The 26307-nt window shown below is 63.1% G+C and carries 27 protein-coding genes; 5 read left to right on the forward strand and 22 right to left on the reverse strand.

Annotation, left to right across the window (positions count from 1 at the left end):
- Positions 1-6 precede the first annotated feature (6 nt).
- Positions 7-1257, reverse strand: a complete 1251-nt coding sequence (locus tag ASC45_RS10860; RefSeq protein ID WP_425427623.1) for a pyridoxal phosphate-dependent aminotransferase — start codon at positions 1255-1257, stop codon at positions 7-9.
- A 175-nt stretch (positions 1258-1432) separates the two neighbouring features.
- On the opposite strand from ASC45_RS10860, the gene ASC45_RS10865 reads away from it, so the two are divergent.
- From ASC45_RS10865 to ASC45_RS10875, 3 genes are all read left to right on the forward strand, one after another.
- Complete coding sequence (locus ASC45_RS10865; RefSeq protein ID WP_055451102.1) at positions 1433-1807, forward strand: Mth938-like domain-containing protein; 375 nt, start codon at positions 1433-1435, stop codon at positions 1805-1807.
- 115 nt (positions 1808-1922) lie between these two features.
- Positions 1923-2387 (forward strand): peroxiredoxin, encoded by a 465-nt coding sequence (locus ASC45_RS10870; protein ID WP_055451054.1) that lies wholly within the window; start codon positions 1923-1925, stop codon positions 2385-2387.
- Positions 2388-2607: 220 nt separating this feature from the next.
- On the forward strand, positions 2608-4290 hold the full coding sequence (locus ASC45_RS10875; RefSeq protein WP_055451055.1) for a PhoH family protein: 1683 nt from the start codon (positions 2608-2610) through the stop codon (positions 4288-4290).
- 26 nt (positions 4291-4316) lie between these two features.
- On the opposite strand, the gene dnaB is transcribed toward ASC45_RS10875, so the two are convergent.
- The 6 genes from dnaB to ppsA all read right to left on the reverse strand — a co-directional run bounded on the left by dnaB (position 4317) and on the right by ppsA (position 9875).
- Positions 4317-5675 carry a replicative DNA helicase gene (gene dnaB, locus ASC45_RS10880; RefSeq protein ID WP_055451056.1) on the reverse strand — a complete coding sequence of 453 codons (1359 nt, stop codon included), beginning with the start codon at positions 5673-5675 and terminating at the stop codon, positions 4317-4319.
- Positions 5676-5837: 162 nt separating this feature from the next.
- Positions 5838-6290, reverse strand: a complete 453-nt coding sequence (rplI, locus tag ASC45_RS10885) for a 50S ribosomal protein L9 (protein WP_055451057.1) — start codon at positions 6288-6290, stop codon at positions 5838-5840.
- A gap of 15 nt (positions 6291-6305) precedes the next feature.
- Positions 6306-6596, reverse strand: a complete 291-nt coding sequence (gene rpsR, locus ASC45_RS10890; RefSeq protein WP_013106369.1) for a 30S ribosomal protein S18 — start codon at positions 6594-6596, stop codon at positions 6306-6308.
- 3 nt (positions 6597-6599) lie between these two features.
- Positions 6600-6893 carry a primosomal replication protein N gene (gene priB, locus ASC45_RS15535; RefSeq protein ID WP_342665701.1) on the reverse strand — a complete coding sequence of 98 codons (294 nt, stop codon included), beginning with the start codon at positions 6891-6893 and terminating at the stop codon, positions 6600-6602.
- Complete coding sequence (rpsF, locus tag ASC45_RS10895; RefSeq protein WP_055451058.1) at positions 6890-7252, reverse strand: 30S ribosomal protein S6; 363 nt, start codon at positions 7250-7252, stop codon at positions 6890-6892. The genes priB and rpsF overlap by 4 nt, the downstream gene beginning before the upstream one ends.
- 235 nt (positions 7253-7487) lie before the next feature.
- Positions 7488-9875, reverse strand: coding sequence for a phosphoenolpyruvate synthase (gene ppsA, locus ASC45_RS10900; protein WP_055451059.1), 2388 nt, complete (start codon positions 9873-9875; stop codon positions 7488-7490).
- Positions 9876-10014: 139 nt separating this feature from the next.
- Here ppsA and ppsR point away from each other — a divergent pair, with 139 nt between their 5' ends.
- Together ppsR and ASC45_RS10910 are read left to right on the forward strand one after the other, a co-directional pair.
- Positions 10015-10833, forward strand: a complete 819-nt coding sequence (gene ppsR, locus ASC45_RS10905; RefSeq protein ID WP_055451060.1) for a posphoenolpyruvate synthetase regulatory kinase/phosphorylase PpsR — start codon at positions 10015-10017, stop codon at positions 10831-10833.
- A gap of 6 nt (positions 10834-10839) precedes the next feature.
- Positions 10840-11898 (forward strand): DegV family protein, encoded by a 1059-nt coding sequence (locus ASC45_RS10910; protein WP_055451061.1) that lies wholly within the window; start codon positions 10840-10842, stop codon positions 11896-11898.
- A gap of 6 nt (positions 11899-11904) precedes the next feature.
- Here ASC45_RS10910 and ASC45_RS10915 read toward each other — a convergent pair whose 3' ends face one another.
- The 15 genes from ASC45_RS10915 to tsf all read right to left on the reverse strand — a co-directional run bounded on the left by ASC45_RS10915 (position 11905) and on the right by tsf (position 26228).
- On the reverse strand, positions 11905-12681 hold the full coding sequence (locus tag ASC45_RS10915) for a TrmH family RNA methyltransferase (protein ID WP_055451062.1): 777 nt from the start codon (positions 12679-12681) through the stop codon (positions 11905-11907).
- 13 nt (positions 12682-12694) lie between these two features.
- A complete protein-coding gene (rnhB, locus tag ASC45_RS10920; RefSeq protein WP_055451063.1) occupies positions 12695-13309 on the reverse strand; it encodes a ribonuclease HII in 615 nt (204 codons plus the stop codon).
- On the reverse strand, positions 13306-14445 hold the full coding sequence (gene lpxB / locus ASC45_RS10925) for a lipid-A-disaccharide synthase (protein ID WP_055451064.1): 1140 nt from the start codon (positions 14443-14445) through the stop codon (positions 13306-13308). Before lpxB ends, rnhB begins: the two co-directional genes overlap by 4 nt.
- Positions 14446-14452: 7 nt before the next feature.
- Complete coding sequence (lpxA, locus tag ASC45_RS10930; RefSeq protein WP_055451065.1) at positions 14453-15244, reverse strand: acyl-ACP--UDP-N-acetylglucosamine O-acyltransferase; 792 nt, start codon at positions 15242-15244, stop codon at positions 14453-14455.
- Positions 15245-15251: 7 nt separating this feature from the next.
- The gene (gene fabZ / locus ASC45_RS10935) at positions 15252-15701 is read right to left on the reverse strand and encodes a 3-hydroxyacyl-ACP dehydratase FabZ (protein ID WP_055451066.1); all 450 of its coding nucleotides are present in this window, start codon (positions 15699-15701) and stop codon (positions 15252-15254) included.
- Positions 15698-16789 (reverse strand): UDP-3-O-(3-hydroxymyristoyl)glucosamine N-acyltransferase, encoded by a 1092-nt coding sequence (gene lpxD, locus ASC45_RS10940; protein ID WP_425427622.1) that lies wholly within the window; start codon positions 16787-16789, stop codon positions 15698-15700. Before lpxD ends, fabZ begins: the two co-directional genes overlap by 4 nt.
- Complete coding sequence (locus tag ASC45_RS10945; RefSeq protein ID WP_174514716.1) at positions 16786-17349, reverse strand: OmpH/Skp family outer membrane protein; 564 nt, start codon at positions 17347-17349, stop codon at positions 16786-16788. The genes lpxD and ASC45_RS10945 overlap by 4 nt, the downstream gene beginning before the upstream one ends.
- A 15-nt stretch (positions 17350-17364) precedes the next feature.
- Entirely contained in the window at positions 17365-19668 is a 2304-nt protein-coding gene (gene bamA / locus ASC45_RS10950; protein ID WP_425427624.1) for an outer membrane protein assembly factor BamA, read from the reverse strand.
- Entirely contained in the window at positions 19668-21032 is a 1365-nt protein-coding gene (gene rseP, locus ASC45_RS10955) for an RIP metalloprotease RseP (protein ID WP_055451069.1), read from the reverse strand. Before rseP ends, bamA begins: the two co-directional genes overlap by 1 nt.
- Before the next feature lie 9 nt (positions 21033-21041).
- The gene (gene ispC / locus ASC45_RS10960) at positions 21042-22214 is read right to left on the reverse strand and encodes a 1-deoxy-D-xylulose-5-phosphate reductoisomerase (protein WP_055451070.1); all 1173 of its coding nucleotides are present in this window, start codon (positions 22212-22214) and stop codon (positions 21042-21044) included.
- A complete protein-coding gene (locus ASC45_RS10965; protein WP_055451071.1) occupies positions 22211-23053 on the reverse strand; it encodes a phosphatidate cytidylyltransferase in 843 nt (280 codons plus the stop codon). Before ASC45_RS10965 ends, ispC begins: the two co-directional genes overlap by 4 nt.
- Before the next feature lie 19 nt (positions 23054-23072).
- The gene (uppS, locus tag ASC45_RS10970; RefSeq protein WP_055451072.1) at positions 23073-23810 is read right to left on the reverse strand and encodes a polyprenyl diphosphate synthase; all 738 of its coding nucleotides are present in this window, start codon (positions 23808-23810) and stop codon (positions 23073-23075) included.
- Positions 23811-23874: 64 nt separating this feature from the next.
- Entirely contained in the window at positions 23875-24435 is a 561-nt protein-coding gene (gene frr, locus ASC45_RS10975; RefSeq protein WP_055451104.1) for a ribosome recycling factor, read from the reverse strand.
- Positions 24436-24516: 81 nt separating this feature from the next.
- Positions 24517-25227, reverse strand: a complete 711-nt coding sequence (pyrH, locus tag ASC45_RS10980) for a UMP kinase (protein WP_055451073.1) — start codon at positions 25225-25227, stop codon at positions 24517-24519.
- 122 nt (positions 25228-25349) lie between these two features.
- The gene (tsf, locus tag ASC45_RS10985; RefSeq protein ID WP_055451074.1) at positions 25350-26228 is read right to left on the reverse strand and encodes a translation elongation factor Ts; all 879 of its coding nucleotides are present in this window, start codon (positions 26226-26228) and stop codon (positions 25350-25352) included.
- Positions 26229-26307: the final 79 nt, after the last annotated feature.

A 26307-nucleotide genomic window follows, 5' to 3' on the forward strand; every position in this document is an offset into this window, starting at 1 on the left:
TGGGAATCAGGCCGCGACCGCGGCAACAGAGCGATGGCGCTTGCGGAGGTGTTCGAGAAAGCGGGCGATGCGGCCGATGGCCTCGGTGAGATCGTCGGCATTGGGCAGGAAGACCAGCCGGAAATGATCGGGCTGCGGCCAGTTGAAGCCCGTGCCCTGCACGATCAGCACCTTCTCCTGCGCCAGCAGGTCGTAGGCGAACTGCTGGTCGTCGGCGATCGGGTAGATCTTGGGGTCGAGCCGCGGGAACATGTACAGCGCGGCCTTCGGCTTGACCACGCTGACGCCCGGAATCTGCGTGAGCAGGTCGTAGGCCAGATCGCGCTGCTTGGTCAGACGCCCTTGCGGCGCGACCAGATCCTTGATGCTCTGATAGCCGCCCAGCGCGGTCTGGATGGCCAACTGGCCTGGCGTGTTGGCACACAGACGCATCGAGGCCAGCATGGTCAGCCCCTCGATGTAATCGCGCGCATGCCGCTTGTCGCCCGACACCACCATCCAACCCGAGCGATAGCCGCAGGAACGGTAATTCTTCGACAGACCGTTGAAGGTGATGAACAGCACGTCGTCGGCCAGCGAGGCGATGCTGGTGTGGGTGTTGCCGTCGTACAAGGTCTTGTCGTAGATTTCGTCGGCGAACACGATCAGCTCATGCTCACGCGCCACCTGCACGATTTCCTCGAGCAACTCGCGCGGGTACAGCGCCCCGGTCGGATTGTTGGGGTTGATCACCACGATGGCCCGGGTGTTGGGCGTGATCTTGCTGCGGATGTCGGCAATGTCCGGGTACCAGTCCGACTGCTCGTCGCAGACGTAGTGCACCGGCTTGCCGCCCGACAACGCCACCGAGGCGGTATAGAGCGGATAGTCCGGCGCGGGAATCAACACTTCGTCGCCATTGTTGAGCAGGGCATTCATGCTCATGTTGATGAGTTCGGAAGCACCGTTGCCGATGAACACATCGTCGATGCCCACCCCGGCAATGCCCTTTTCCTGCGTGTAATGCACGATGGATTTGCGCGGCGCGAACAAGCCCTTCGAGTCGGTGTAGCCGGCCGCGCTGGGTAGGTTGTGAATCATGTCCTGCACGATCTCATCGGGCGGCTCGAAGCCGAACACGGCCAGATTGCCGATGTTGAGCTTGATGATGCGCTGGCCGTCTTCTTCCATCTGCCGCGCCTTGTCGAGCACGGGACCACGGATGTCGTAACAGACATCGGCCAATTTGTCGGATTTTCGGAATTCGCGCACAACCACCTCACTCAATCGGCCCGGGAAAGCACTCCTGTAACGCGCGGCTTGCCACTTCACCCCTTCAAGCAGCCAGGGGTTTCGGCGCAAGCCACGCCCGTCATACGGAGGGCGAACCCTATAATTTACTTGGTTTACGGGCGCGGCTCCTCTCTTGTCGATGATCCAGCCGCGCAGCACCATGAAACTCCAGCCCGACTTCGCCCCCGACACGCAAATGGTCTCGGCCTACGGGCCAGGCTATGTCGAGGTCAACGGCGTGCGTCACACCCAGGCCTGCGTTTTTGCACCACAGCAAGCGCCGAAGCCCTGGGGCGTTGACCGCATCACCTCGCTGCAGACCTCGCACATCGACGCGCTGCTGCTCGATCCCCTGCCCGAAGTCGTGCTGATCGGTACCGGACAGCGCCAGCACATGCTGGCGCCCGCGCTGATGCGGCAGTTGATGGCCAGGCGCATCGGCTGGGAAGTCATGGACACCGCGGCGGCCTGCCGCACCTACAACATCTTGGCGGGTGAAGGCCGTCAGGTTCTCGCAGCGCTGATGATCGAATGAGTCGAGTTTTGCGGCGCAAGATAAAATAAGGTTTTACGTCCTTCCGCTTCCCTCGACAGTACGCATAACTGAACATCACGAGGAGAAGCGATGCAGCAGCCCAGCAGGAGACTTCATGGCTTTGGTCTTGAATAAAGTGGTTCCCGATTTTGAAGCCGCCGCCACCAGTGGCGTGCAGTTCAGCCCGAAAAACTATCTGGGCAAAAAAATTGTTCTCTACTTCTATCCCAAGGACATGACACCCGGTTGCACCACCGAGTCCATGCACTTTCGCGACACCTACCCCGAGTTCGAAGCGGCCAATGCAGTGATTTTCGGCATCTCACGCGACAACCTGCTGTCGCACGAGAAGTTCAAGGCCCACCTCGAACTGCCCTTCGACCTGATCGCCGACACCGAAGAAAAGCTCTGCCACATGTTCGGCGTGGTGAAGAACAAGATCATGTACGGCAAGAAGGTCAAGGGCATCGAGCGCAGCACCTTCGTCATAGACGCCGACGGCGTCCTGCGCCAGGAATGGCGCGGGGTCAAGGTGGCGGGCCATGTCGACGAAGTGCTCGAAGTCGTCCGCAAACTCTGAGATCAGCCTCCCCACCCGCGGCGCCTTGTCTTGAACATCAGACCCCGCAGCACACCGCCCCACCACCGTGGCATGCGTCTGCCCTGCAGCTTGTGCAGGCGACGCGTTCCACCTGATTCAGTGCTACCTCCTGCAGCCGCTGAGCCATCTTCGGATGGTCAGCGGCTTTTTGTTGCCTGACCATACGCCACCCCATCTCCGCCCGCCCATCCCTCGCCCCATGCCACTGCCTCCCCCACCCAAGTCCATGGGCAGCCTGCTGAGCCAGGCTGCCGTCACACCTCCTTCGGCCCCTGCGGCAACGCGAAAGACCTCCCGCCCCAAGAACGGCAAGGCATCCTCCGCCTCGCTCGCATCCCATGCCGTCATGGCCGAGCCGGCAGTCGCACCCCCAGCGCCCATCACGGCGCAGCAAACGCGCAAGGCCCCTGCCGGTGAGCCCGGATCGACGACGATCGATCGCGCCCAGAAGGTGGCCGCGCCAGCCAAGCGTGCCGCGGCGCGTCAAGAGCCCGCCAAGCTCTTCGTCCTCGACACCAATGTGCTGCTGCACGATCCGATGTCTCTCTACCGGTTCGAAGAGCATGACATCTATCTGCCGATGGTCACGCTGGAAGAACTGGACGCGCACAAGAAAGGCCTGTCGGAAGTGGCGCGAAACGGGCGCCAGGTCAGCCGCGAACTCGATGCGCTGGTGGCCGATATCGGCAGCGGCATCGATCAGGGCATCGCCCTGAGCCGCACAGGCCATGCCGAGGCCAGAGGCCGCCTGTTCTTCCAGACCCGTGCCCACGATGTCGAGTTGCCCATCGCCCTGCCCCAGGGCAAGGCCGACAATCAGATCCTGGCGGTGCTGCAGGATCTCACGCACATCCACACCGAACGCCCTGTGGTGCTGGTGTCCAAGGACATCAATATGCGCGTCAAGGCCCGCGCTCTGGGCCTGCACGCCGAAGACTACGCCAACGACAAGACGCTCGACGACGCCGATCTGCTCTACACCGGCATGCTGGTGCTGCCGCCCGATTTCTGGGATCGGCAGGCCAAGTCGGTCGAGAGCTGGCAGCAAGGCGGCAACACTTTCTACCGGGTGCAAGGCAAGTTCGTGGCTCAGATGCTCGTCAATCAGGCGGTGTACTGGGAGAGTGGCAGCGCGCCGCCGCTGTATGCGCGCGTGAAGGAAATCCGCGCCAACACGGCCGTGCTCCAGGTCATGCGCGACCACACCCACCAGAAGAACGCGGTCTGGGGTGTCACCGCACGCAACCGCGAACAGAACTTTGCGCTGAACCTGCTGATGGACCCGGAGGTTGATTTCGTCACCCTGGCCGGGCAGGCGGGCACCGGCAAGACGCTGCTGGCCCTGGCCGCCGGCCTGTCGCAAGTGCTCGATGCGCGGCGGTACAACGAGATCATCGTGACCCGCGTGACCGTTCCGGTGGGTGAAGACATCGGTTACCTGCCGGGCACCGAGGAAGAGAAGATGGGCCCGTGGATGGGTGCGCTCGACGACAACCTCGAGGTGCTGAACCAGAGCGAGGGTGGCAACTCCGGCGGCGAATGGGGCCGCGCCGCCACCCAAGACCTGATCCGCTCCAAGATCAAGATCAAGAGTCTGAACTTCATGCGGGGCCGTACCTTCCTCAACAAATACGTCATCATCGACGAGGCCCAGAACCTCACGCCCAAGCAGATGAAGACCCTCATCACCCGCGCGGGCCCCGGCACCAAGCTGGTGTGCATGGGCAATATCGCCCAGATCGACACGCCCTATCTCACCGAGGGGAGCTCGGGCATGACCTATGTGGTCGATCGCTTCAAAGGCTGGAGCCACAGCGGCCACGTCACCCTGGCTCGCGGCGAGCGCAGCCGACTGGCCGACTACGCCAGCGAAGTGCTCTGACCCCAATCTGCTGACCTGACGCGCAATCAGAACTCGCGCGTCAGGTTCTCGAACCGCGTCAGCGGTTTGAGGAAGGCCAGATGGACGGTGCCGATCGGCCCGTTACGCTGCTTGCCGATGATGACTTCGGCCACCCCGGCGTCCTTCGAGTCTTTGTTGTAGACCTCGTCGCGGTAGATGAACAAGATGACATCGGCATCCTGCTCGATGGCGCCCGATTCCCGCAGATCGCTCATCACCGGGCGTTTGTCGGTGCGTTTTTCCAGATCGCGGTTGAGCTGTGACAGCGCGATCACCGGGCAATGCAGTTCCTTGGCCAGCGCCTTGAGCGAACGCGAAATCTCGGAGATTTCGGTCGCGCGGTTCTCGCCGTCGCGCGAGGACGACATGAGCTGCAAATAGTCCACCACGATAAGCCCGAGTCGCCCGCCATACTGCCGGGCCAGACGGCGAGCGCGGGCGCGCAACTCCAGCGGATTGAGCGCCGGAGTTTCGTCGATGTGCATGTGCACGTCCTGAAGTCGCTCGATGGTCTCGGGCAGCCGGGTCCATTCGTCCTCGGTGAGCTGCCCGGTACGCAGATGGCTCTGGTCGATCCGCCCCATCGAACCCACCACGCGCAGCACCAGTTGCGATGCACCCATTTCCATACTGAACACCGCCACGGGCAATTGCTCGTTCAGGGCCACATGCTCGGCGATGTTGATCGAAAAAGCTGTCTTGCCCATCGATGGACGTCCCGCCACGATGACCAGATCGCCGGGCTGCAGGCCGGCCGTCATGCGGTCGAGGTCGGCAAAACCCGTGGGCACGCCAGTGGTGTCTGCGCCGCCGCGCTCGGATAGATGGGTGACGCGCTCCAGCAGTTCACCCAGCAGACTCTTCATCGACTGGAATCCCGCCGCCGATTTCGCCCCCTCTTCCGAAATGGCGAAGATGCGCGATTCTGCCTCGTCGAGAATCTGCTGCACGCCCCGCCCTTGCGGGTTCAGGGCATTCTGCGCAATATCGTCGCTGATGGTCACGAGCTGGCGCAGCACTGCGCGCTCGCGCACGATCTCGGCGTAACGGCGGATATTGGCCGCACTGGGCACGGATTGGGCCAGTGCGTTTAGGTAAGGCAGACCACCGCATTCCTCGTGCTTGCCGATCGATTGCAGCGCCTCCAGCACCGTGATCACGTCGGCGGGCTTGCTCAGGTTGATCAGATCGGCGATCGCCTGAAAGATGGCCCTGTGCTCAAAGCGGTAGAACTGCGCGGCCACCAACAGGTCGGCCACTTTGTCGAAGGCCTGGTTGTCGAGCAACAGACCGCCCAGCACCGACTGCTCGGCCTCGATGGAGTGCGGCGGCGTGCGAATCGCGTCAAGGGCTTGGTCTTGCATGGTGGTGGATGACTCGGGCCAAGGGCCGTGCGTCAGGTAGGAAACGACTTGGCATTGTGCCGCACGAGACGGTCATGCTGACGGTGAAGAAGCAGAGACGACAAGGGCCGCATGAGCGGCCCTTGTTCGGTTCGGCAGCAAGCTGCCAAGACATCGCCGTGATTACATCGCCTCGGCCTTGACCTGCAGGGTGATGTCGGCAACGACATCGGTATGCAGGGCGATCGAAACCGGATGCTCGCCCGTAGTCTTGACGTGGCCCGCGGGGAAGCGAACCTGAGACTTGTTCACTTCGATGCCCTGCTTGGCAAGGGCGTCTGCCACGTCGCCATGGGTCACGGAGCCAAACAGACGACCGTCCACGCCGGCTTTCTGCACCAGGGTGATGACCAGGCCATTCAGCTTTTCGCCCGAGGCTTGCGCCTGGGCCAGCTTTTCGGCGGCGAGCTTTTCCATCTCGGCACGGCGCGCCTCGAATTCCGCCATGGCGGCAGCGGTGGCACGGCGGGCCATTTTCTTGGGGATCAGGAAGTTGCGGGCATAGCCGTCCTTGACCTTGACCACGTCACCCAGGTTGCCGACGTTCAGAACTTTTTCGAGAAGAATGATTTGCATGATGTCGTCCCCGGTTTAGCCCTTGTGCAGGTCGGTGTAGGGCAGCAGCGCCAGGAAGCGGGCGCGCTTGATGGCGGTGTTGAGCTGGCGCTGATAGTGCGCGCTGGTGCCGGTCAGGCGGGCGGGGATGATGCGGGCGTTTTCCGCGATCAGATCCTTGAGCACGTCGACATCCTTGTAGTCGATCTGCTCGACCTTGGCGACGGTGAAGCGGCAGAAGCGCTTGCGCTTGAACAGCGAAGACTGCTGGTTGCGACGAGCGCGCTTCGGGTCGTTCTTTTTATCGAATTTGCGTGGTGGTGCCATGATTTAAACCTCGATGTATTGTGTGACGTGCAACTTCATCTGGCGCGAGCCGCGACGCGATGCACGCAAGAAACCGGATACGTGAAGCTGGACTCCCGGGCTTAGGCGATGCATGTCGCGAGCGATCTTTCCGAACCCGACGCAAGCGATCTGAAGCTGCGTCTCGCAAGGCATGCCTGCCTCGGTCTGGGTCGATTGATGCTGCAGCACGAAATCCAGCGCTTCGATTCCCGCCGGGGTGAACCGCAGTTCGCCACGCTCGGCAAGAATGCCCTGTAGCTCAATCCGATTGATCAGGCCGTTTGCTCCTGTTGCGCCTTGCGAGCTTCTTCGCGCTCGACCTGCTTCATCATGATGGACGGCGCGGTTTCGGCCTTGTCTGTCTTGATCACCAGGCTGCGCAGCACGGCGTCGTTGAACTTGAAGCTGTGTTCGAGTTCACGCAGGGTTTCCAGATCGCACTCGATGTTCATGCAGGCGTAGTGCGCCTTGGCAAGCTTCTGGATGGGATAGGCCAGTTGGCGGCGACCCCAGTCTTCGACCCGGTGAATCTGGCCCGCCTTGGCGGTCACGGCGCTTTTGTAGCGCTCGATCATTGCGGGAACTTGCTCGCTTTGATCGGGGTGGAAGATCAACACAATCTCGTAATGACGCATGTAGTTTCCTTCGGTAATGGCGGCGCGCGGCCTGCACTTGGAAAAGAGGCCGACGTGCTGTCCTTGTGGATAGAAGCCGCCCGACGGCGCATGAAGCGTCGATTCATGCAAACGATCGGTGCGGCAAGGAACCCAGCATTATAGACAGGATGCGAGAGCACCACAAGAAAACGCCGGAAGCTTTCTATAAAGCTTGCCGCCACCAAGGGCCGGTGCGGCAAAGCCATGCAGTCGCTCAATGCTTGGCCAGTTGTTGCCAGGTCGCGATCACGGTGTCGGGATTGAGCGAGATCGACGAGATGCCCTGCTCCATCAGCCACTGCGCCAGATCGGGGTGATCGGACGGCCCCTGGCCGCAGATGCCCACGTACTTGCCTTCGGCGCGGCAAGCCGCGATAGCCTGCGCCAGTAACACCTTCACGGCCGGATCGCGCTCGTCGAAGGCTTGCGCCACCAACCCGGAGTCGCGGTCAAGACCCAGGGTGAGTTGGGTCAGGTCGTTGGAGCCGATGGAGAAGCCGTCGAAATACTGCAGGAACTCCTTGGCGAGCACGGCGTTCGACGGCACCTCGCACATCATGATGACCCGCAAGCCGTTTTCACCACGCTTGAGGCCGTGACGGCCCAGCAGATTGATGACACCCTCGGCCTCGCCTAGGGTGCGAACGAAGGGCACCATGATCTCGACGTTGTCCAAACCCATCTGCTCGCGCACCCGCTTCAGCGCCAGGCACTCCATCTCGAAGCTCTGGGCGAAATCCGCCGAGACATAGCGCGACGCCCCGCGAAAACCCAGCATGGGATTTTCCTCGTCCGGCTCGTAGCGCGAGCCGCCGATGAGCTTCTTGTACTCGTTGGACTTGAAGTCGGACAGACGCACAATGACCGGCTTGGGAAAGAACGCCGCGGCAATCGTGGCCACGCCTTCGGCCAGCTTGTCCACATAGAACGCGCGCGGGCTGACGTGGCCGCGCGCCACGCTCTCCACCGCCTTTTTCAGGTCGCTGTCGATGTTGGGATATTCGAGCACCGCGCGGGGATGCACGCCGATGTTGTTGTTGATGATGAACTCCAGCCGGGCCAGGCCGACCCCCTGATTGGGCACCTGCGAAAAATCGAAGGCCAGAGTGGGATTGCCCACATTCATCATGATCTTGGTCGGTACTTCGGGCATGGCGCCGCGCTGGACTTCCGTGACCTCGGTTTCGAGCAGACCGTCGTAGATCTTGCCGGTATCGCCCTCGGCGCATGACACCGTGACCAGCATGTCGTCCTTGAGCAAGTCGGTGGCGTGGCCACAGCCGACCACGGCGGGAATGCCGAGTTCGCGGGCGATGATGGCCGCGTGGCAGGTACGACCTCCGCGATTGGTGACGATGGCCGACGCCTTTTTCATGACCGGCTCCCAGTTCGGGTCGGTCATGTCGGTCACCAGCACGTCGCCCGCCTGCACGAGATGCATGTCCGCGATGGAATGCACCACACGCACCGGCCCCGCGCCGATCTTCTGGCCGATGGCACGCCCGGTGACAAGCACGGCGCCCTTGCCCTTGAGGGTGTAGCGCTGCTCGGTGCGCTTGTGTCCGTTGGACTTCACCGTTTCGGGTCGGGCCTGCAGGATGTAGAGGTGGCCGTCGATGCCGTCCTTGCCCCACTCGATGTCCATGGGACGCTGGTAATGCGCCTCGATGGTCATCGCAAATCGTGCCAGTTCCTGCGCTTCGGCATCGGTCAGGCAGTAGCGGTTGCGCAGCTCGGACGGGGTGTCGACCGTTTGCACCAGATGCGGCGAACCCGCGGGTGCAAACTCCATGCGAATAAGCTTGGAGCCCAGATTGCGGCGGATCACCGCCTCCTTGCCCGCCTTCAGGGTCGGTTTGAACACATAGAACTCGTCCGGATTCACCGCGCCCTGCACCACCGTCTCGCCCAGCCCGTAAGACGCGGTGATGAACACCACGTCGGGGAAGCCCGACTCCGTGTCGAGGGTGAACATCACCCCGGACACCGCCTTGTCGCTTCGCACCATGCGCTGAATGCCGGCCGACAGCGCCACATCGCTGTGCACAAAGCCCTTGTGCACCCGGTAGGAGATCGCCCGGTCGTTGTAGAGCGAGGCGAATACATGCTTGATCTTCTCCAGCACCGCGTCGATGCCACTCACGTTCAGATAGCTCTCCTGCTGACCGGCGAACGAAGCGTCGGGCAAGTCTTCTGCCGTGGCGGACGACCGTACCGCGAACGATGCCTCGGGAGCGCCTGCGGTGAGATCGGCGTAGGCGCTACGGATGGCCTGCTCCAGATCGGCCGGGAACGGTGTTTCGAGCACCCACTGGCGAATCTGCGCGCCGCAGCGCTCCAGGGCACGCACATCGTCGGCGTCGAGTTCGGTCAGGGCTGCATGGATGCGATGATCCAGCCCGCCGGTACGCAGAAATTGGCGAAAGGCATGCGCCGTGGTGGCGAACCCGCCTGGAACCCGCACCCCGCTGCCCGAAAGCTGACTGATCATCTCGCCGAGCGAGGCGTTCTTGCCGCCGACCTGATCGATGTCGCTCATGCGCACATCATCGAGCCGCAAAATGAGCTCATTGCCGCCGTGGGCGGTGTTTTGTTGGGTCATGATGAAAGTCCTTCATAGAATGAAAAAACGGGGCTCGGGGGAGTTGTGGCGAAAATGACATGTCTTGTTCGGGTTGTAGTCGTCGTCTTCGCAAGTCCCACCGACAATGAAGACCATTCTAGGTTTCGAAGGCTGACACATGCCTAACCGCTCGGTTTTTTTCGTCTCGGACGGCACCGGCATCGCCGCCGAGACCTTCGGCAATTCCATCCTGGCGCAGTTCGACCTGCAGCCGCACCGCATCCGACTGCCGTTCGTCGACACGGTGGAGAAGGCCGTGCACGCGGTCGAACGCATCAACGAGGTCGAACGCGCCGAAGGTAAGCCGCCGATCGTTTTTGTCACCCTGGTGCATCCGGACGTACTCGACATCATTCAGGGCGCTCGCGCGCTGGTGCTCGACATGTTCAACAGCTTCGTGCAGCCGCTCGAAGTCGCTTTCGGCGCCAAGTCCAACCACCGGATCGGGCGTTTTTCCGACGCGGCGTACAGCCCGCAGTACCACAACCGGATCGACGCCATCAATTTCTCGCTCATGCACGACGACGGCCAGTCCACCCGCAACCTCACCGAAGCCGAGGTGATTCTGGTGGGCGTGTCGCGCTGCGGAAAAACACCGACTTCGCTCTATCTCGCCATGCAACATGGCGTGAGGGCTGCGAACTATCCCCTCATCCCCGATGACTTCGAGCGCATGCAGCTGCCCGACGCACTGAACGGATTGCGGCACAAGCTGTTCGGGCTGTCCATCACCCCCGAGCGGCTGAGCGAAATCCGCACCGAGCGACGTCCCAACAGTCGCTATGCGGCGCTCGACAACTGTCGCTACGAAGTGAATGAGGCCGAGAAACTCATGCGGCGCGAAGGCATCCGCTGGCTGTCGTCTACACATAAGTCCATCGAAGAAATTGCCACCACCATCCTGCAGCAAATCCGCCCGGATCGCCTGGAGTATTGAGACACCATGCACGACGACGAAAAGAACGCCTACCTGCTGGGCTTTGCCTCGACCCAGCAGAAACTGCCGGAGCGCGAAGAGGCGCTGCCCATCGATCCCGATCGGGCGCAGATCCCACTGACCGGCTTGATGGTCGATGCCGGCACCGATCTGTCGGGCACCATGGCCGCTGACCGGCGGGTGCGCATTCTGCCGCTGACCATTCAGTGGCCCGGCCGTTCGCTGCTCGACAAGGGCACCGCCGAAATCCGCACGGTGTCGCGCCAGCTCAGCCACGAGCGCATTCGCAGCGCCGAAGTCAGCGCGCCATCGGTCGAAGCCCTGAGCTATCGCATGCACCCGCACCTGGCGCTGAACTTCGACCGGCTGCTGTTGCTCGCCACGCACCCGGCCCTCGTGGACGCCAGCCGCAGCGTGGATCAGATGCTCAAGGATCATCACGACGAGATCACGCATCTGCGCCGCGAGCGCCACCTGCGGCCCGACTATGCCCTGCACGTGATTCCGACCGGCTCGCTGCTGAGCGGTCCGGCCCTGCAGGCTCGGCTGCTGCTGCAGTCTGCCGAAATGCGCATGGGCGACGTGCCGGGCTTGCTCAATCTGGCCAAGTCGTTGGCCGATCGCACCGAGGTCTGGCTGGCACCGGGTCATCCCGGCGATGTCGCCTTCACTCTGGGCCGCCTGGAGCATCCTGACCTGTCGCCCTGGGTCGAGGCGTGCAGCCCGCGGCTGACACAGATCATGCACCGCTATCCGGTGCTGAGCTGCAAGAGCGGGCGGTTCGGGCTCGAATCACGAACCAACAAATGGAAAGCCGCAGCCACCCGGGTCATCGAGACTGCGGCGCAGGCCATCGAACAGGGCACCCTTGCGGCACCGGCCATTCAGCTCAGTTTCGACGGCAGCATTCGTGAACTGCGCGACTGGCCTGAAATGCAGGCTCTGAAGAAGGTTGCGGCCGCCCACGAAGTGAAGCTTCACGTCACCCACATGAGCCTGGGCGGGCGGGTCTGGGCCTCGGCTCAATCGCTCTCGCTGGCACTCATCCGCAAAGCGGCTGATTGAGACGCACTAACTGAACTGCGACTGACGCACGCCCTCAAAAAGGCAGATGGCCGCAGACGCCGCCACGTTGAGCGACTCCACGCCATCGGCCTGGGGAATACGGACCAGGGCGGAGCATTTGGCGACCAGGGCGTCGGAAATGCCCTGACCTTCGTTGCCGAAAATCCAGGTGACCGGCTGCTTCAGATCGAGCTCGTACAGCAGCGTATCGGCCTGCAGGTGTGTGGCGTAGATCGGGCGCGGTACGATGTTGAGCACCTGCTCCCAGGGCGGATCCTCAAAGACCGGAATGACGAAATGCGCCCCCATCGCGGCGCGCAGAACCTTCGGCGACCACACGCCGGCGCAACCCCGCAGCAGATACACCGCACCACAACCGGCGGCGGCGGCGCTGCGCAGCATGGTGCCCACATTGCCGGCATCCTGCACCCGGTCGAGGATGAGCGCACTGCCGGCACGCGGCTTGGAGGACTTGGGGCGGGCAATGAGCATGCCGACCGGTGGGCCGTTCTCCACCGCCGTGATCCAGTTGAACAGCGCCTGATGCAAGACGACGGTCTGGTTGGTGCCGACCCTTTCGACCAGGGCGGCGATTTCCGGGTCGAGCAGGCCGGTGTCGGTGGTCACCAAGGGCTCGGCGGCATGGCCTGCGGCCAGCGCCGCCTCGATGAGGTGAATGCCTTCGAGCCAGACCTGGCCGAGCTTGCGCACCGCGCCGGGCTCGGTCGAGAGACTGCGCAGGGTCTTGATCAGCGTATTTTCAGCCGAGGTAATGCGCTTCACGACAAGACGTCCTTCAACGAGGGAGAGCCGACAAACGGCGGATGGGAGCAAAACTGCGGCGATGTGCCGCGCAGGGCCCCAGTGTAAGCAAAGCCGCACGGTGCACCGCGGTTCCATAGCCGCTGTGTTGCTCGAAACCATAGCCGGGGTACTGCTGCCCCAGTTCGGCCATGAGGCGGTCGCGATAGACCTTGGCGATGATGGAGGCCGCGCTGATCGCCGGGTGCGCCGCATCGCCGCCGACGATGGCACGGCAGGGCATGGCCACGCTGGGCGTGCGGTTGCCATCGACCAGCAACAGATCGATGCGACAGGGCAATGTCGCGACGGCGCGCTGCATGGCCAGCATGGTCGCCTGAAGGATGTTGAGCCGGTCGATCTCCTCGACCGAGCTTTCGGCAATGCTCCAACCCAGGCTTTGCTCCCGGATCTGGGCATCGAGCGCGGCGCGGCGGCGTGGGCTCAAGGCTTTGGAGTCGGCCAGTCCGGCAATGGGCCGGGACGGATCGAGCACGACGGCTGCGGCCACCACCGGCCCGGCCCAGGGCCCGCGGCCGACTTCGTCGCAGCCTGCGACCATCGAGACCTGGCCAGACGCTTGCGCATCGAACAAGTCGGTCTGACTCATGGACGCGCCATGTCGAGAAGCGCCTGCGCGGCCAGCGAGGCGGTATCGCGCCGCAGGCTCAGGTGCATGTCGTGAAACCTGTCCTGCAGTTGCCGCAGGATCGCCGGCTGTTCGAGCAGATCGCCCGCCGCATCGGCCAGGGCCTGCGGCGTGCATTCGTGCTGCAGCAACTCGGGCACCAGGCGCTTGCCGGCGAGGATGTTGGGCAAGCCGACATCGGGCAGATAACCGCGGCCCGACATCAGCCGGTATGACAGCGCAGACAGGCGATAACCGATCACCATCGGACGCTTGAACAAGGCGCATTCCAACGTCGCGGTGCCGCTGGCGACGAGGGCCAGATCGCAGGCCGCCATGACCTGGTGCGACCGGCCATCGACCAAGTGCAGCGGCAAGTCTGGATGCTGAGCCGCAGCCTGCTGCACCATCGGCTTGAGCCCTGGATGCGCAATGGGCACGACCACTTGCGACATCAGGCCTCGTTTCACCAGCAGGGCCGCTGCCTCCAGGAAGGGCGCCATGAGGTGCTTGACCTCGGCCCTGCGGCTTCCCGGCAGCACGGCGAGGCATTGTCCATGCGCGGGAAGACCGAGGGCAAGCCTGGCCGCCTCGCGGTCGGGTTCGAGCGGAATCACCTCGGCCAGAGGGTGGCCGATGTAGGTTGCCTTGACGCCGGTATCCGCATAAATCGCGGGCTCGAAGGGAAAGACGCAGAGCATGTGATCGACCGCCTGGCGGATCAGGTCGATGCGCTCGCGCCGCCAGGCCCAGATCGAGGGGCTGACCAGATGCGCCACGGGAATGCCGACCTGCCGCAGGCGACGCTCGAGTTGCAGGTTGAAATCAGGCGCGTCCACCCCGACGAATACTGCGGGCGGGTCGGCCAGCAGGCGCTGGCGCAGGCGCCTGCGCATCCACAAAAGCTCGGGCAGGCGTGCCAGCACGTCGGCATAGCCATTCACCGCGAGCCGCTCGCTCTGCCACCAGGCTTCGAGGCCCGCCTCCTGCATGCGCGGGCCGCCTATGCCCACGGTACGCAGCAGGGGCGCCCGATGGTGCAGGGCCCGCAGCACATGCCCGGCCAAGAGATCGCCGGAGGACTCTCCGGCGACAAAGGCCCATGTATCGCCCTTCATCGCCCGATCAGGGACGAACGATGCCGCGACCGGTGTCGGCCAGAAAGGTCTGCATCACGGCCAGCGCATCGGCGGCGTGCGGCCGCGCAGCCATGAGATCGGACACGGCCGCTCGGGCCTGCTCCAGGGTCAGGCCCTGACGATAGAGGAAGCGATACGCCGCGCGCAGCGCCGTGATCTGATCGGGCGTGAACCCCCTGCGGCGCAGACCTTCCGAATTGATGCCGTGCGGAGCGGCGGGATTGCCTGCCACCAGGGTGTAGGGCGGCACGTCCTGCAGGATGACCGAGCTGATGCCGGTCATCACATGGGCGCCGATGCGCACGAACTGGTGCGCGCCGGTGTAGCCGCCCAGCACCGCCCAGTCGCCGACATGGACGTGACCCGCCAGTTGAGCATTGTTGGCGAAGGTGGTGTGGTTGCCCACCTGACAGTCGTGCGCGATGTGCACGTAGGCCATGATCCAGTTGTCGCTGCCGACCCGGGTGACGCCTCCGTCCTGCACTGTGCCCACATGCAGGGTGCAATACTCGCGGATCACATTGCGGTCGCCGATCTCCAGCGCCGTGTCTTCGCCCTTGTATTTCTTGTCCTGAGGCTCGCCTCCGATCACACTGAATGGGTGCAGCCGGTTGTCGGCACCGATATGGGTTCGTCCCTCGACGATGACATGGGCGCCCACCCGGGTGCCGGGCCCGATGCGCACCTTGGGGCCGATCAGCGCGTAGGGGCCGATCTCGACATCGTCGGCAAGTTCCGCGCCCGGATCGACCTGGGCTGTGGCGTGAATCTTGGGCATGTCGGCTTCAGGACACGCTGCGCTCGGTGCACATCAGTTCGGCCTGGGCGACCACGCGCCCCTCGACCGATGCTTCCGCCGTGAACTTGTAGATGCCGCGCATGTTGCGGGTCATCTCCACATAGAGGTGAAGCTGATCGCCGGGAACGACCGGTTGCTTGAAGCGCGCGTTGTCGATGCCCACGAGGTAGTACAGCGAGCCTTGCGCCGGCGTCTTGCCCACCGACCCGAAGGCCAGAATGCCCGAGGCCTGCGCCAGCGCCTCGAGAATCAGCACGCCGGGCATGATGGGCTTCTGCGGAAAATGGCCGGTGAAGAACGGCTCGTTGATGGTGACGTTCTTGTAGGCCTTGATGTACTTGCCATTGACCTGCTCGACCACGCGATCGACCAGCAGCATGGGGTAGCGATGCGGAAGCAGTTCGAGAATCTGGCTGATGTCTTGCGTGGTCGTCATGTCGAAGGTTCTGATTTCAAGGACTCAATGTGTTGTTCAAGATGGCGAACGCGGTCTCGCAGTTGATGCAACTGCCTCACCGTCGCCGCGTTGCGCTCCCAGTTGGCATGGGTATCCAAAGGAAATGCGCCGGTATACATGCCGGGCTGCCGCACCGAACGCGAGACTAGCGACATGCCGCCGATGACCACGCCGTCCACAATGCTCAGGTGACCCGCGATGCCGACCCCGCCGCCGATGAAGCAATAGGCACCGATCTCCGCACTGCCCGACACGCCGACGCAACCGGCGAGCGCGGTATGCGCACCGATGCGCACGTTGTGCGCGATCTGCACCAGATTGTCGATTTTCACCCCTGTGCCGATCTCGGTGTTGTCGAGCGCGCCGCGGTCGATGGTGCTGTTGGCGCCCACTTCCACATCGTCTTCCAGCACGGCGATACCGACCTGGGCGATTTTCACGCCGGCACCGCTGGCGTCGCGCGCATAGCCAAAGCCATCGCTTCCGACCACGGCCCCAGACTGCAGCACGCAACGCGCCCCCAGACGGCACCCCCATGCCACGCTGCTGCGTGGGTGCAGCACGGTGCCAGGCCCGATGACCGCGTCGCGCCCGACGAAGCACCCCGCCCCTATGTGCGCGCCCTCGGCAATCTCGGCCCCGGCCTCGACGACGGCGAAGGCATCGACACGGGCCTGCGGCGAAACCCGGGCCGCAGGATCGATCTGCGCCGTGACATGACAGCCGGGTTCAAAAGCCGGTTGGGCCAAGGCCCAGAACCACTGCGACAGTCGCGCGTAGTACAGGTAGGGATCTGCGGTGAAGATGGCGTTGCCCGATTTCGGCAAGCTCCCCCGCAGCGACTCCGGCAGGATGACCGCCGCGGCATCGGTCTGGGCCAGTAGCGGGCGCAGCTTCTCCCGGTTCAGGAAGGTGATGTCTGCACGCGTTGCCGAGGCCAGGGGCCGAAGCCGCCGAACGACGACCTGCCCGCTGCCGACAAGTTCACCCCCGAGACGATTCGCGATCTGCTCGAGCGTCAGGCCTTCCATGCTTTCGCCGGGAGCCGACATGACCGACAGGCTCACTTGCCCGACTGCGCATCCAGTGCCTTGAGCACCTTGTCGGTGATGTCGATGCGCGGATTCACGTACACCGCTTCCTGGAAGATGATGTCGTAGTGATCCTTCTGCGCAATGTCGCGCACAACCTTGTTGGCCTTGTCGAGCACCGAAGCCAGCGCCTCGTTGCGACGGGCGTTGAGGTCTTCGGAAAACTCACGCTGCTTGCGCTGGAATTCGCGGTTCATGTCCACGAGGTTCTGTTGCGCCTTGATGCGATCGGCGTCCGACATCACCGGACCGTTCTTCTCCAGGTTGTCATTGGCGGCCTTGATCTTGGCGGCCATGTCCTGCAGTTCCTTGTCGCGCTTGGAGAACTCGGACTCCAGCTTTTGCTGCGCGGCCTTGGCCAGGGCCGAATCCTTCAACACCCGCTCGGTGTTGATGAAGCCGATCTTGATGGGCGCATTGGTCGAAGCCCCCGCCGCCGGTGATGCCGCCGTCTGGGCCATCACCGGCGAACAAGCGAAAAAGGCCGTAGCGCAAACTGCAGCCAGAAGAGTGCGAGAAAGGGTGTGGAATTTCATGGAAATCGAATGAGGTTAGAAGCCGGCGCCCACCGTGAACTGGAAGCGCTGGAGTTTATCGGTGGACTTGTAGCGAACCGCCTTGGCCACGCTGAACTTCAACGGACCAATGGGCGAAATCCAGGACACCCCGATGCCGACGGACGAACGCATATCGCTGAGACTGACTTTCTGGTTCTCACCCCAGACATAGCCGTTGTCATTGAAAATCGACATCCGCAATGACTTGTCGGCCCCGGTACCCGGGAAGGGGAACTGGTACTCGAAATCGGCGATCAGCATCTTGGCGCCGCCCAAGGCGTTGCCCTGTGCATCCTGCGGGCCCAGCGAGCTTTGCTCGAAACCGCGCACGGTACCGATGCCGCCAGCATACAGATTCTTGAACACCGGCAACGGGCGGCCGTTCAGGCCATGGGCGTAGCCCACCAGGCCGTTGAAGGCGAGGTTGGTGGTGCGCGTAAGTGGCAGATATTGCTGGTACTGATAGGTCACGCGGTCATAGCGCAGGGTGCTGAACGGGCTGATCTCGAAGCTGAGCCGCTGATAGCGGCCGTCGGTCGGCACCAGGGCGCTGTTGCGGCTGTCGCGCTGCCAGCCTATGGTCAGCGGAACGCCGCTGGACGTCTTGCCGAACTGGTTGACATAGGCGATGTAGGACGCAGGTGCGCCCGGGGCAAGATCGAGGGTGTAGCGCTCGAAACCGACGCCGAAGAACACCCGGTCGACCTCGGTGAACGGCACGCCGAACTGCAGGTTGAAGCCCGGCGTGACGATCTTGTAGTTGCTGCCCTGACTGGTGTAGGGCTGGATCGTGCGGTAATAGGCGTTGACCGTGCGGCTGATGCCGTCTTCGGTGAAATACGGATTCGTGCTCGACACCGATAGCGTGCGGTAGTAGCTCGACGTGTTGAAATCGACCGCGAGGTTGTTGCCGCTGCCGAAAATATTGTCCTGGCTGATGCCGGCGTTGAACGACAGCTTGTCCGCGCTCGAAAAACCCACGCCCAGAGACAGGCTGCCCGTGGGCTTCTCCTGCACGTTCATGTCGAGATCGACCTGATCGTTGGTACCCGGCACTTCGCGCGGCTGCAGCGTCACGTCCTTGAAATAGCCGAGTCGGTCCACCCGATCGCGCGAGAGCTTGATGCGGTCGGCGTCGTACCAGGAATCTTCATACTGCCGAAATTCGCGGCGTATGACTTCGTCGCGCGTACGGGTGTTGCCCGCGATGTCGATACGGCGAACATAGATGCGCTTGCCCGGATCGGCCGTGATGGTGAAGGCGACCTGATCGGTCTGGCGGTCGATCACCGGCTTGGCCTCCACCCGGGCGAAGGCGTAGCCATAGACGCCGAACTGATTGGTCATGGCCTTGACACTGTCGTTCAGGGCCTGGGCGCTGTAGGTCTGGCCCGGCTTGAGCTTGACCAGGGCGCGGAACTCGTTGTCCTGGCCCAGATAATTGCCCGCGAGCTGGTAGCTGGAAACCGTGAATTTCGGCCCCTCATGCACATTGACCGTGATGTAGATGCCGTCCTTGTTGGGCGACAGGGCCACCTGCGTGGAATCGATGCGGAAGTCGAGATAACCCCGATCCTGGTAATACGAGCGCAGGGTTTCCAGGTCGGTGTTGAGCTTGGCCTTGGAATACTGATCGTCCTTGGTGTACCAGCTCAGCCAGCCGGGGGTGCTCAAGGTGAACAGGCCGAGCAGCGTGCCCTCACTGAACACCTTGTTGCCGACGACGCGAATGGCGCGGATTTTCGCAATCTGCCCTTCGACCACGGTGAAAAGCACATTGACCCGATTGCGTGGCAACGGCGTGGTCGTGACGTTGACCTCGGTGCCGTAAAAGCCCTTGGCGAGATATTGCTGCTTGAGCTCCTGCACGGCCTGGTCGATCAGCGCCTGGTCGTATGGACGGGCCTCAGCAAGGCCGACCGAGGCCAGTGCCGTGGTCAGCGCCTTCTTGTCGAATTCCTTGGTGCCGGCGAATTCGACACCGGCGATGGTCGGACGCTCCTCGACGATGATGGTCACCACATCGTCGTTGGTCTCGATGCGCACGTTCTTGAACAGACCCGTGGCGAACAGCGCGCGAATGGCAGCGGCCCCGCTCTCAGGCGTATAGGTCTCACCGACACGGAACGGCAGATAGCTGAATACGGTACCCGGCTCGGTTCTCTGCAGACCGTCGACCCGGATGTCCTTGATGGTGAAAGTGTCAGCTGCGTGTGCTTGCACGCCTGCAACAGCGATCACGACCGCCGTCGCACAACGAAGTGCGGGAGAAAACCTCAAATTGACCTCGAGCTGGATTAGTGCATCTGGCCGAGCAAGCGTGCCAGATCGTTGTAGAGGGCAATGGCCATCATCATGGCGATGACCACGAGACCGCCTTGCTGCAGCCTTTCCTGCCAGCGCTGCGAGACGCTGCGGCGGGTCAACCCCTCATACGCATAATACAGGAGATGCCCTCCATCCAGAATGGGCAAAGGCAGCAGATTGAGCACGCCCAGGCTCACGCTGACGACGGCCAAAAAGCTCAGGTAAGCCACCCACCCCAGCTCGGCGCTCTTGCCCGCGTAATCGGCAATCGTCACCGGGCCGCTGAGGTTCTGCAGCGAGGCCTGACCGACCACCATGCGCCCCAGCGTCTTCAGGGTGAGAACCGAAAGATCCCAGGTGCGCTGCACCCCGTCCTGCATGGCCTGCAGCGGGTTGCGCTCGATTTTCACCATGGGCACTTCGCCTCCCAGCATGGCCTCGATGCGCCAGACGGACTTGCCATCGACGACGACTGCCTTGGGTTGAAGCCGGGCCTGAAACACACTGCCATCGCGCCGGACTTCCAGCACCAGGGTCTTGCCCCCCGAGGCCTGGATGGCCTGCATCAACGCGTCGGCCGTGGTGATGGTCCGGCCATCCACCGCTAGGACGCGGTCGCCCGCCTGCAGACCGCTGCGCTGCGCCGGGCCGCCGCTGACGACTTCGCGAATCTCGGCAGGCGGGCTCTGCAGATGCAAGCCGTAGGTGCGCAGAAAACCGGCGCTTTCCGCTGCCTGCATGCTGGAAGAGAAATCCAGCGAGATGTCGTGCCGAGGTCCGCCCGAGGCAGGCTCGACGACGAGACCGATGCGCTCGCCGTTCATGGCGGCATTCAGCAGAGTCCAGCGCAGGCCGGTCCAGCTTTGCACCGCCTCCTGCTGGCCGCCTTGCACGGTGGCCACGACGCGCTCGCCTCCCCGCACGCCCGCGATGGCCGCGGCCGACTGGGCCGGTGGCGCCCCCAATACGGCGACCGGCTCCCGAACCCCCACCAGCGCAACCACGGCGAACAGCACCACGGCCAAAAGCAGATTGGCGGCAGGCCCGGCTGCGACGATGGCCGCGCGCTTGGCCAGGCTCTGCCGGTTGAACGCTCGCGGCAGATCACGCTCGGCCACCTCGCCTTCACGTTCGTCGACCATCTTGACGTAGCCGCCCAGGGGAATCGACGACAGGGTGAATTCGGTCTTGTCGGCGCCCCATGTCCAGCGCAGAAGCGGCTTGCCGAAGCCGATGGAAAACCGCAGCACCTTGACCCCGCAGGCCACGGCGACGCGGTAATGCCCGTACTCATGGATGGTGATGAGCACGCCGAGTGCGAAGGCGAAGGCCAGCAGGGTGATGAGCAGGTTCATGGTCTCGGATCAAGCGAGTTGCGCCACATGCTGCTGCGCCCGAAGCCGCGTCTGAGCGTCGAGTTGGTGCAGGGCCTCGAGTGAATTACAGCCTGTGCATTGTGCGCTTGCGAGCAATTCCGCATTGATGCGGTGAATATCGGTGAATCGGATGCGCCGCTGAAGAAAAGCCTCCACCGCGATTTCGTTGGCGGCATTGAGCACGGCGCATGCCCCCACCGGCATGCGCAGGGCCTCGAAAGCAAGGGCTAGCCCCGGAAAGCGCTGCGGATCGGGTTGTTCGAAATCGAGCTGCCCCACGCGGGCAAGGTCGAGCCAGGGCGCGCCCGATGCGATGCGCGCGGGATACGACAGCCCGTAGGCGATGGGCGTGCGCATATCGGGCTGACCGAGCTGCGCGATCACCGAGCCGTCGTGATAGCTGACCATCGAATGCACGATGCTCTGCGGATGAATCAGCACCTCGATTTGTTCGGGACGCATGCCGAACAGGTAGTGCGCCTCGATGACCTCAAGCGCCTTGTTCATCATAGTCGCGGAATCGACCGAGATCTTCGCGCCCATACTCCAGTTCGGATGAGCGCAGGCTTCCTCCGGCGTGGCCTCACGCAGTGAAGCTACCTCGCGCCGACGAAACGGCCCGCCCGAAGCCGTCAGCACGATGTTGCGCACATCGGTCGGCCAGTGGCGGCGATCGTCGGGCAGGCTCTGCTGAATCGCGCTGTGCTCGCTGTCGATGGGGATAAGATCGCCACCACCTTGCGCCAGGGCCTGCAACAACAGGTCGCCCGCCACGACCAGCGACTCTTTGTTCGCTAGCAGCAGGCGTTTGCCGGCCCGTGCCGCGGCAAGACTGGCCGACAGACCCGCCGCGCCCACGATGGCGGCCATGACCAGATCCACTTCGTTCGCGGCAGCCACGTCGTCCAGCGCCCTGGGGCCGCTCAGCACCTCGGTGGGGCAGCCCGCTGCGCGCAGGCGATGCTGCAGGCGCATGGCCGCATCCGCGCTGGCGAGTACCGCGTAGGTCGGGCGAAATTCGACGCACTGTTCGAACAGCTTGTCAGCGTTGCGGTGCGCGGCCAAGGCAAACACGCGGAACTGCTCGCGGTGGAGAGCGAGCACGGCCAGGGTGTTGGTGCCGATCGACCCGGTCGATCCGAGAACGGTGACCGCCTTCATAGGGCCAGCAGCAAGAGCGCAAGCGGCAGAACGGGAAGGAGCGCGTCAATCCGGTCGAGCACGCCGCCGTGTCCGGGCAACAGCCGCCCGCTGTCCTTCACGCCCGCCGCGCGTTTGAGCAGCGATTCGAACAAGTCGCCTGCAATCGCGAAGATCAGCAGGACGACGACCAGAGTCGCCGATCCAGCCCAACCGAATCGCGCACTCAACTGCGAGAAGTAATTGGGATGAATCGCAGTCAGGCCTGCGCAGAGCGCGGCGTAGCAAAGGGTTGCGACCAGCGCCGTCCATGCCCCCGCGCGGGTCTTGCCAGGGCTGATGGCTGGTGCCAGCTTGGCATGCCCCCAGGCTCTGCCACCAAAATAGGCCGCGATGTCCGCGACCCAGACCAGGGCCAGCAAGGACAGCATGAACACCGAGCCCTCGACGCGCAAAGCCACCAGCGCGAGCCACGCAGCCTGCAACAGCGCAAAACCCAGCAAAGCAAGCACGATGGGCGCGCGCAATACGGCAGGCACACGCGCCAGCGGCAGACTCGAACCCAGCAACACCAGCCAGGCCAGACTGCACACCGCCCAGAAGCCACCCCATTGCGCAGTGATCTGCCACCCGCGCATTTGCATCAGCCAGAGCAGGACGGCGGAGCAGACCACCCAGGCCAGCGTCCACAGCAAAAGCGAGAAGCGCCCTTGGAACCCCGCCAGACGCGCCCACTCCCCCATGCCGACCGCGCAGAAGATCAGTGCAAGAAGCGCAAAGGGCAGCGGACTTTGCAGAAACAGGGTCGGCAGCAGCAGCGCCACCAACACCAGAGCGGTCAGAACGCGCTGTCGCAACATGACGCTGGGCGCAGCCGCTTCATGCGGCCGCGGGCGATTTGGGCTCTGGAACGCCACCGAAGCGGCGCTGGCGGCTGGCATAGTCGGCCAGGGCGAGATCGAACGCGTCGGGACCAAAATCGGGCCAGAGCACGTCAGTGAAATACAGCTCGGTGTAGGCCAGTTGCCAGAGCAGGAAATTGCTGATGCGATGCTCGCCGCCGGTGCGAATCAGCAGATCGGGGTCGGGGGAATGCGCCAGCGCCATGTGCCGCGCCAGCGCCTCGGCGGTGGGCTGATCCTGAGTTGCCCATACCGCTTGCGCCGCCTGCAAGATATCCCACCGGCCGCCGTAGTTCAGCGCGACATTGAGAACGAGCTTGCGGTTCTCGGCCGTCAGGGCTTCGGCCTGGTCGATCAAGGCTCGCATCTCGGCGGAAAAAGCCGAAAGATCGCCCACCACATGCAAGCGCACGCCCTGACGCGCCAGCTCCGGCGACTCCTTTTGCAGCGCCTTGACGAACAGGTCCATCAAGGTCTGCACTTCCTCGGCCGGACGCGTCCAATTCTCGGATGAAAACGCAAACACCGTGAGGTGCGCCACGCCGATCTCGGCGCAGTGACGAACGATTTTCTTCAGCGCATCCACGCCGAACTTGTGCCCGGACGACCGCGGCAGAAAACGACGCTGTGCCCAGCGCCCGTTACCGTCCATCACCACCGCCACATGTTGGGGCAGCGTTGCGGGGTCGCGTTTGGCTGCGGGTTTCTTGGTCATGCCGTCGAGGTGAGTAGCTTCACGTTTGGCAGCGGTGAGCGATGCTTCTTGTCATGGCGTCATCTCAGACAGCCATGATCTCCGCTTCCTTCTGCGCCAGCTGCTTGTCGATATCGGCGATGCAGCGATCGGTGATCTTCTGCACTTCGTCCTGCGCCCGGCGCTCGTCGTCTTCGGAGATTTCCTTGGCTTTGACCAGATCCTTGAGGCTTTGGTTCGCATCCCGGCGCAGATTGCGTACAGCCACCTTGGCGCCTTCACCCTCCTGCTTGATGACCTTGACCAGATCACGACGGCGCTCTTCGGTCAACGCAGGCATGGGCACACGAATGATGTCGCCCTGGGTCTGGGGATTGAGCCCCAGATCGGACTCGCGGATGGCCTTCTCGACCGCCTGCACCATCTTCTTTTCCCAAGGCTGCACGCTGATGGTGCGGGCATCGACCAGGTTCATGTTGGCCACCTGATTGATCGCCATCATCGTGCCGTAGTAGTCCACCATCACATGGTCGAGCAGGCCGGTATGTGCGCGTCCGGTGCGAACCTTGGCCAGATCGAGCTTCAACGACTCGATCGACTTGTGCATTTTTTCTTCGGTGGTCTTCTTGATCTCTGCGATTCCCATGTTGCACTCCACAAACTGATCGGGAAAAAACAAAACCCGCTGCGCGGAAAGCGGCGCGGGTCTCAACGACTGCGATGGTACTCAGACGAAGACGTCGGTGCCCTCGTCTTCGCCCTGAACCACGCGCATCAGCGCTCCCGGCTTGAAGATGCTGAACACGCGGATGGGCATTTTCTGCTCGCGGCAAAGGGCGAAGGCGGTCGCGTCCATCACCTGCAGGCGCTGGGCGATGGCGTCATCGAAGCTGATGCGGGCATAGCGTTCGGCAGTCGGGTCTTTCGCCGGGTCGGCGGTATAGATGCCATCGACCTTGGTAGCCTTGAGCATCACTTCGGCGCCGATCTCGGCGGCACGCAGCGCGGCGGCGGTGTCGGTGGTGAAAAACGGATTGCCGGTGCCGCCGGCGAAGATCACCGACTTGCCTTCTTCCAGGTATTGCAGCGCCTTGGGCCGCACGTAGGACTCGACCACCTGATCGATGGCAATGGCCGACATCACCCGCGGGTTCAGACCGGCGTTCTTCATGGCGTCGCCCAAGGCGAGCGAATTCATGACCGTGGCCAGCATGCCCATGTAGTCTGCCGTCGCGCGGTCCATGCCCACGGCGCCACCGGCCACGCCCCGGAAGATATTGCCCCCGCCGATGACCATGGCCAGTTGCACGCCGGAGTTCACCACTTCGGCAATGTCTTGCACCATGGCCTCGATGGTGGCGCGGTTGATGCCGTAGGCATCATCCCCCATGAGGGCCTCACCCGAGAGTTTGAGCAGCACACGTTTGTATCCGGACATGATGACTCCTGGGAGAGCAGAGAAGCGGCGAAGGCTGGACTTGGAGAAAACAACGAAAGGACGCTGAACCCGCGGTCAGGCTGCCGGGTGCCGGTCGGCCCCGGTCAGTCTCGCGACGGCGTTCAGCCTTGCTTGGCTGCAGCCATCTGCGCCGCCACTTCCTCCGCAAAATTCTCCGACTTTTTTTCGATGCCCTCGCCGACCACGTACATGGTGAAAGCATGGACGGTGGTGTTGGCGCCCTTGAGCATCTGCTCGACCGTCTGCTTGTCGTTCTTGACGAACGGTTGATCGAACAGCGAGACCTCCTTGAGGTACTTCTGCACCGAACCCTCAACCATCTTGCCGATGATTTCAGCGGGCTTGCCCGATTCGGCCGCCTTCTGCGTCGCGATGGAGCGCTCCTTCTCGATCAGGTCGGCAGGCACCTGCGACGACGACAGCGCCACCGGCTTCATCGCGGCGATGTGCATGGCCACGTCCTTGGCCGCGACATCGTCACCGGAGAACTCGACCATCACGCCGATGCGCGTCCCGTGCAGGTAGCTCACCAGCTTGTGGTCGCCTGCAAAGCGCTTGAAGCGGCGAATGGTCATATTCTCGCCGATCTTGCCGATCAGCTTGCTGCGGCGGTCTTCGATGGTTTCGCCGTCGAGCGTCAGCGCGGACAGCGCGGCCACGTCGGCGGGGTTCTGGGCGGCGATCAACTCGGCGAGGGCTTTGCCGAACGCGAGGAAGTCGTCATTCTTGGCGACGAAATCGGTTTCGCAGTTCAGTTCGATCAGGGCACCGGTGGTGCCGTTGATGTAGGCCGTCACAATGCCTTCGGCGGTCACGCGCGACGCCGCCTTGCTGGCCTTGCTGCCCAGCTTGACGCGAAGAATCTCTTCGGCACGATCCATCTGGCCATCAGCCTCGGTGAGCGCTTTTTTGCACTCCATCATCGGGGCGTCGGTCTTGGCACGCAGTTCTGCCACCATGCTTGCGGTAATCGCAGCCATCGTTGAACTCCTTGAAGTCGAATACGAGAAATACGGTTGAAAAAAAGGGGCTGTTCATCGCAGCCCCGGGTCGGAATCA

Origin of the sequence: Thiomonas bhubaneswarensis, from assembly GCF_001418255.1 — a bacterium.
Taxonomy (GTDB): Bacteria; Pseudomonadota; Gammaproteobacteria; order Burkholderiales; family Burkholderiaceae_C; genus Thiomonas; species Thiomonas bhubaneswarensis.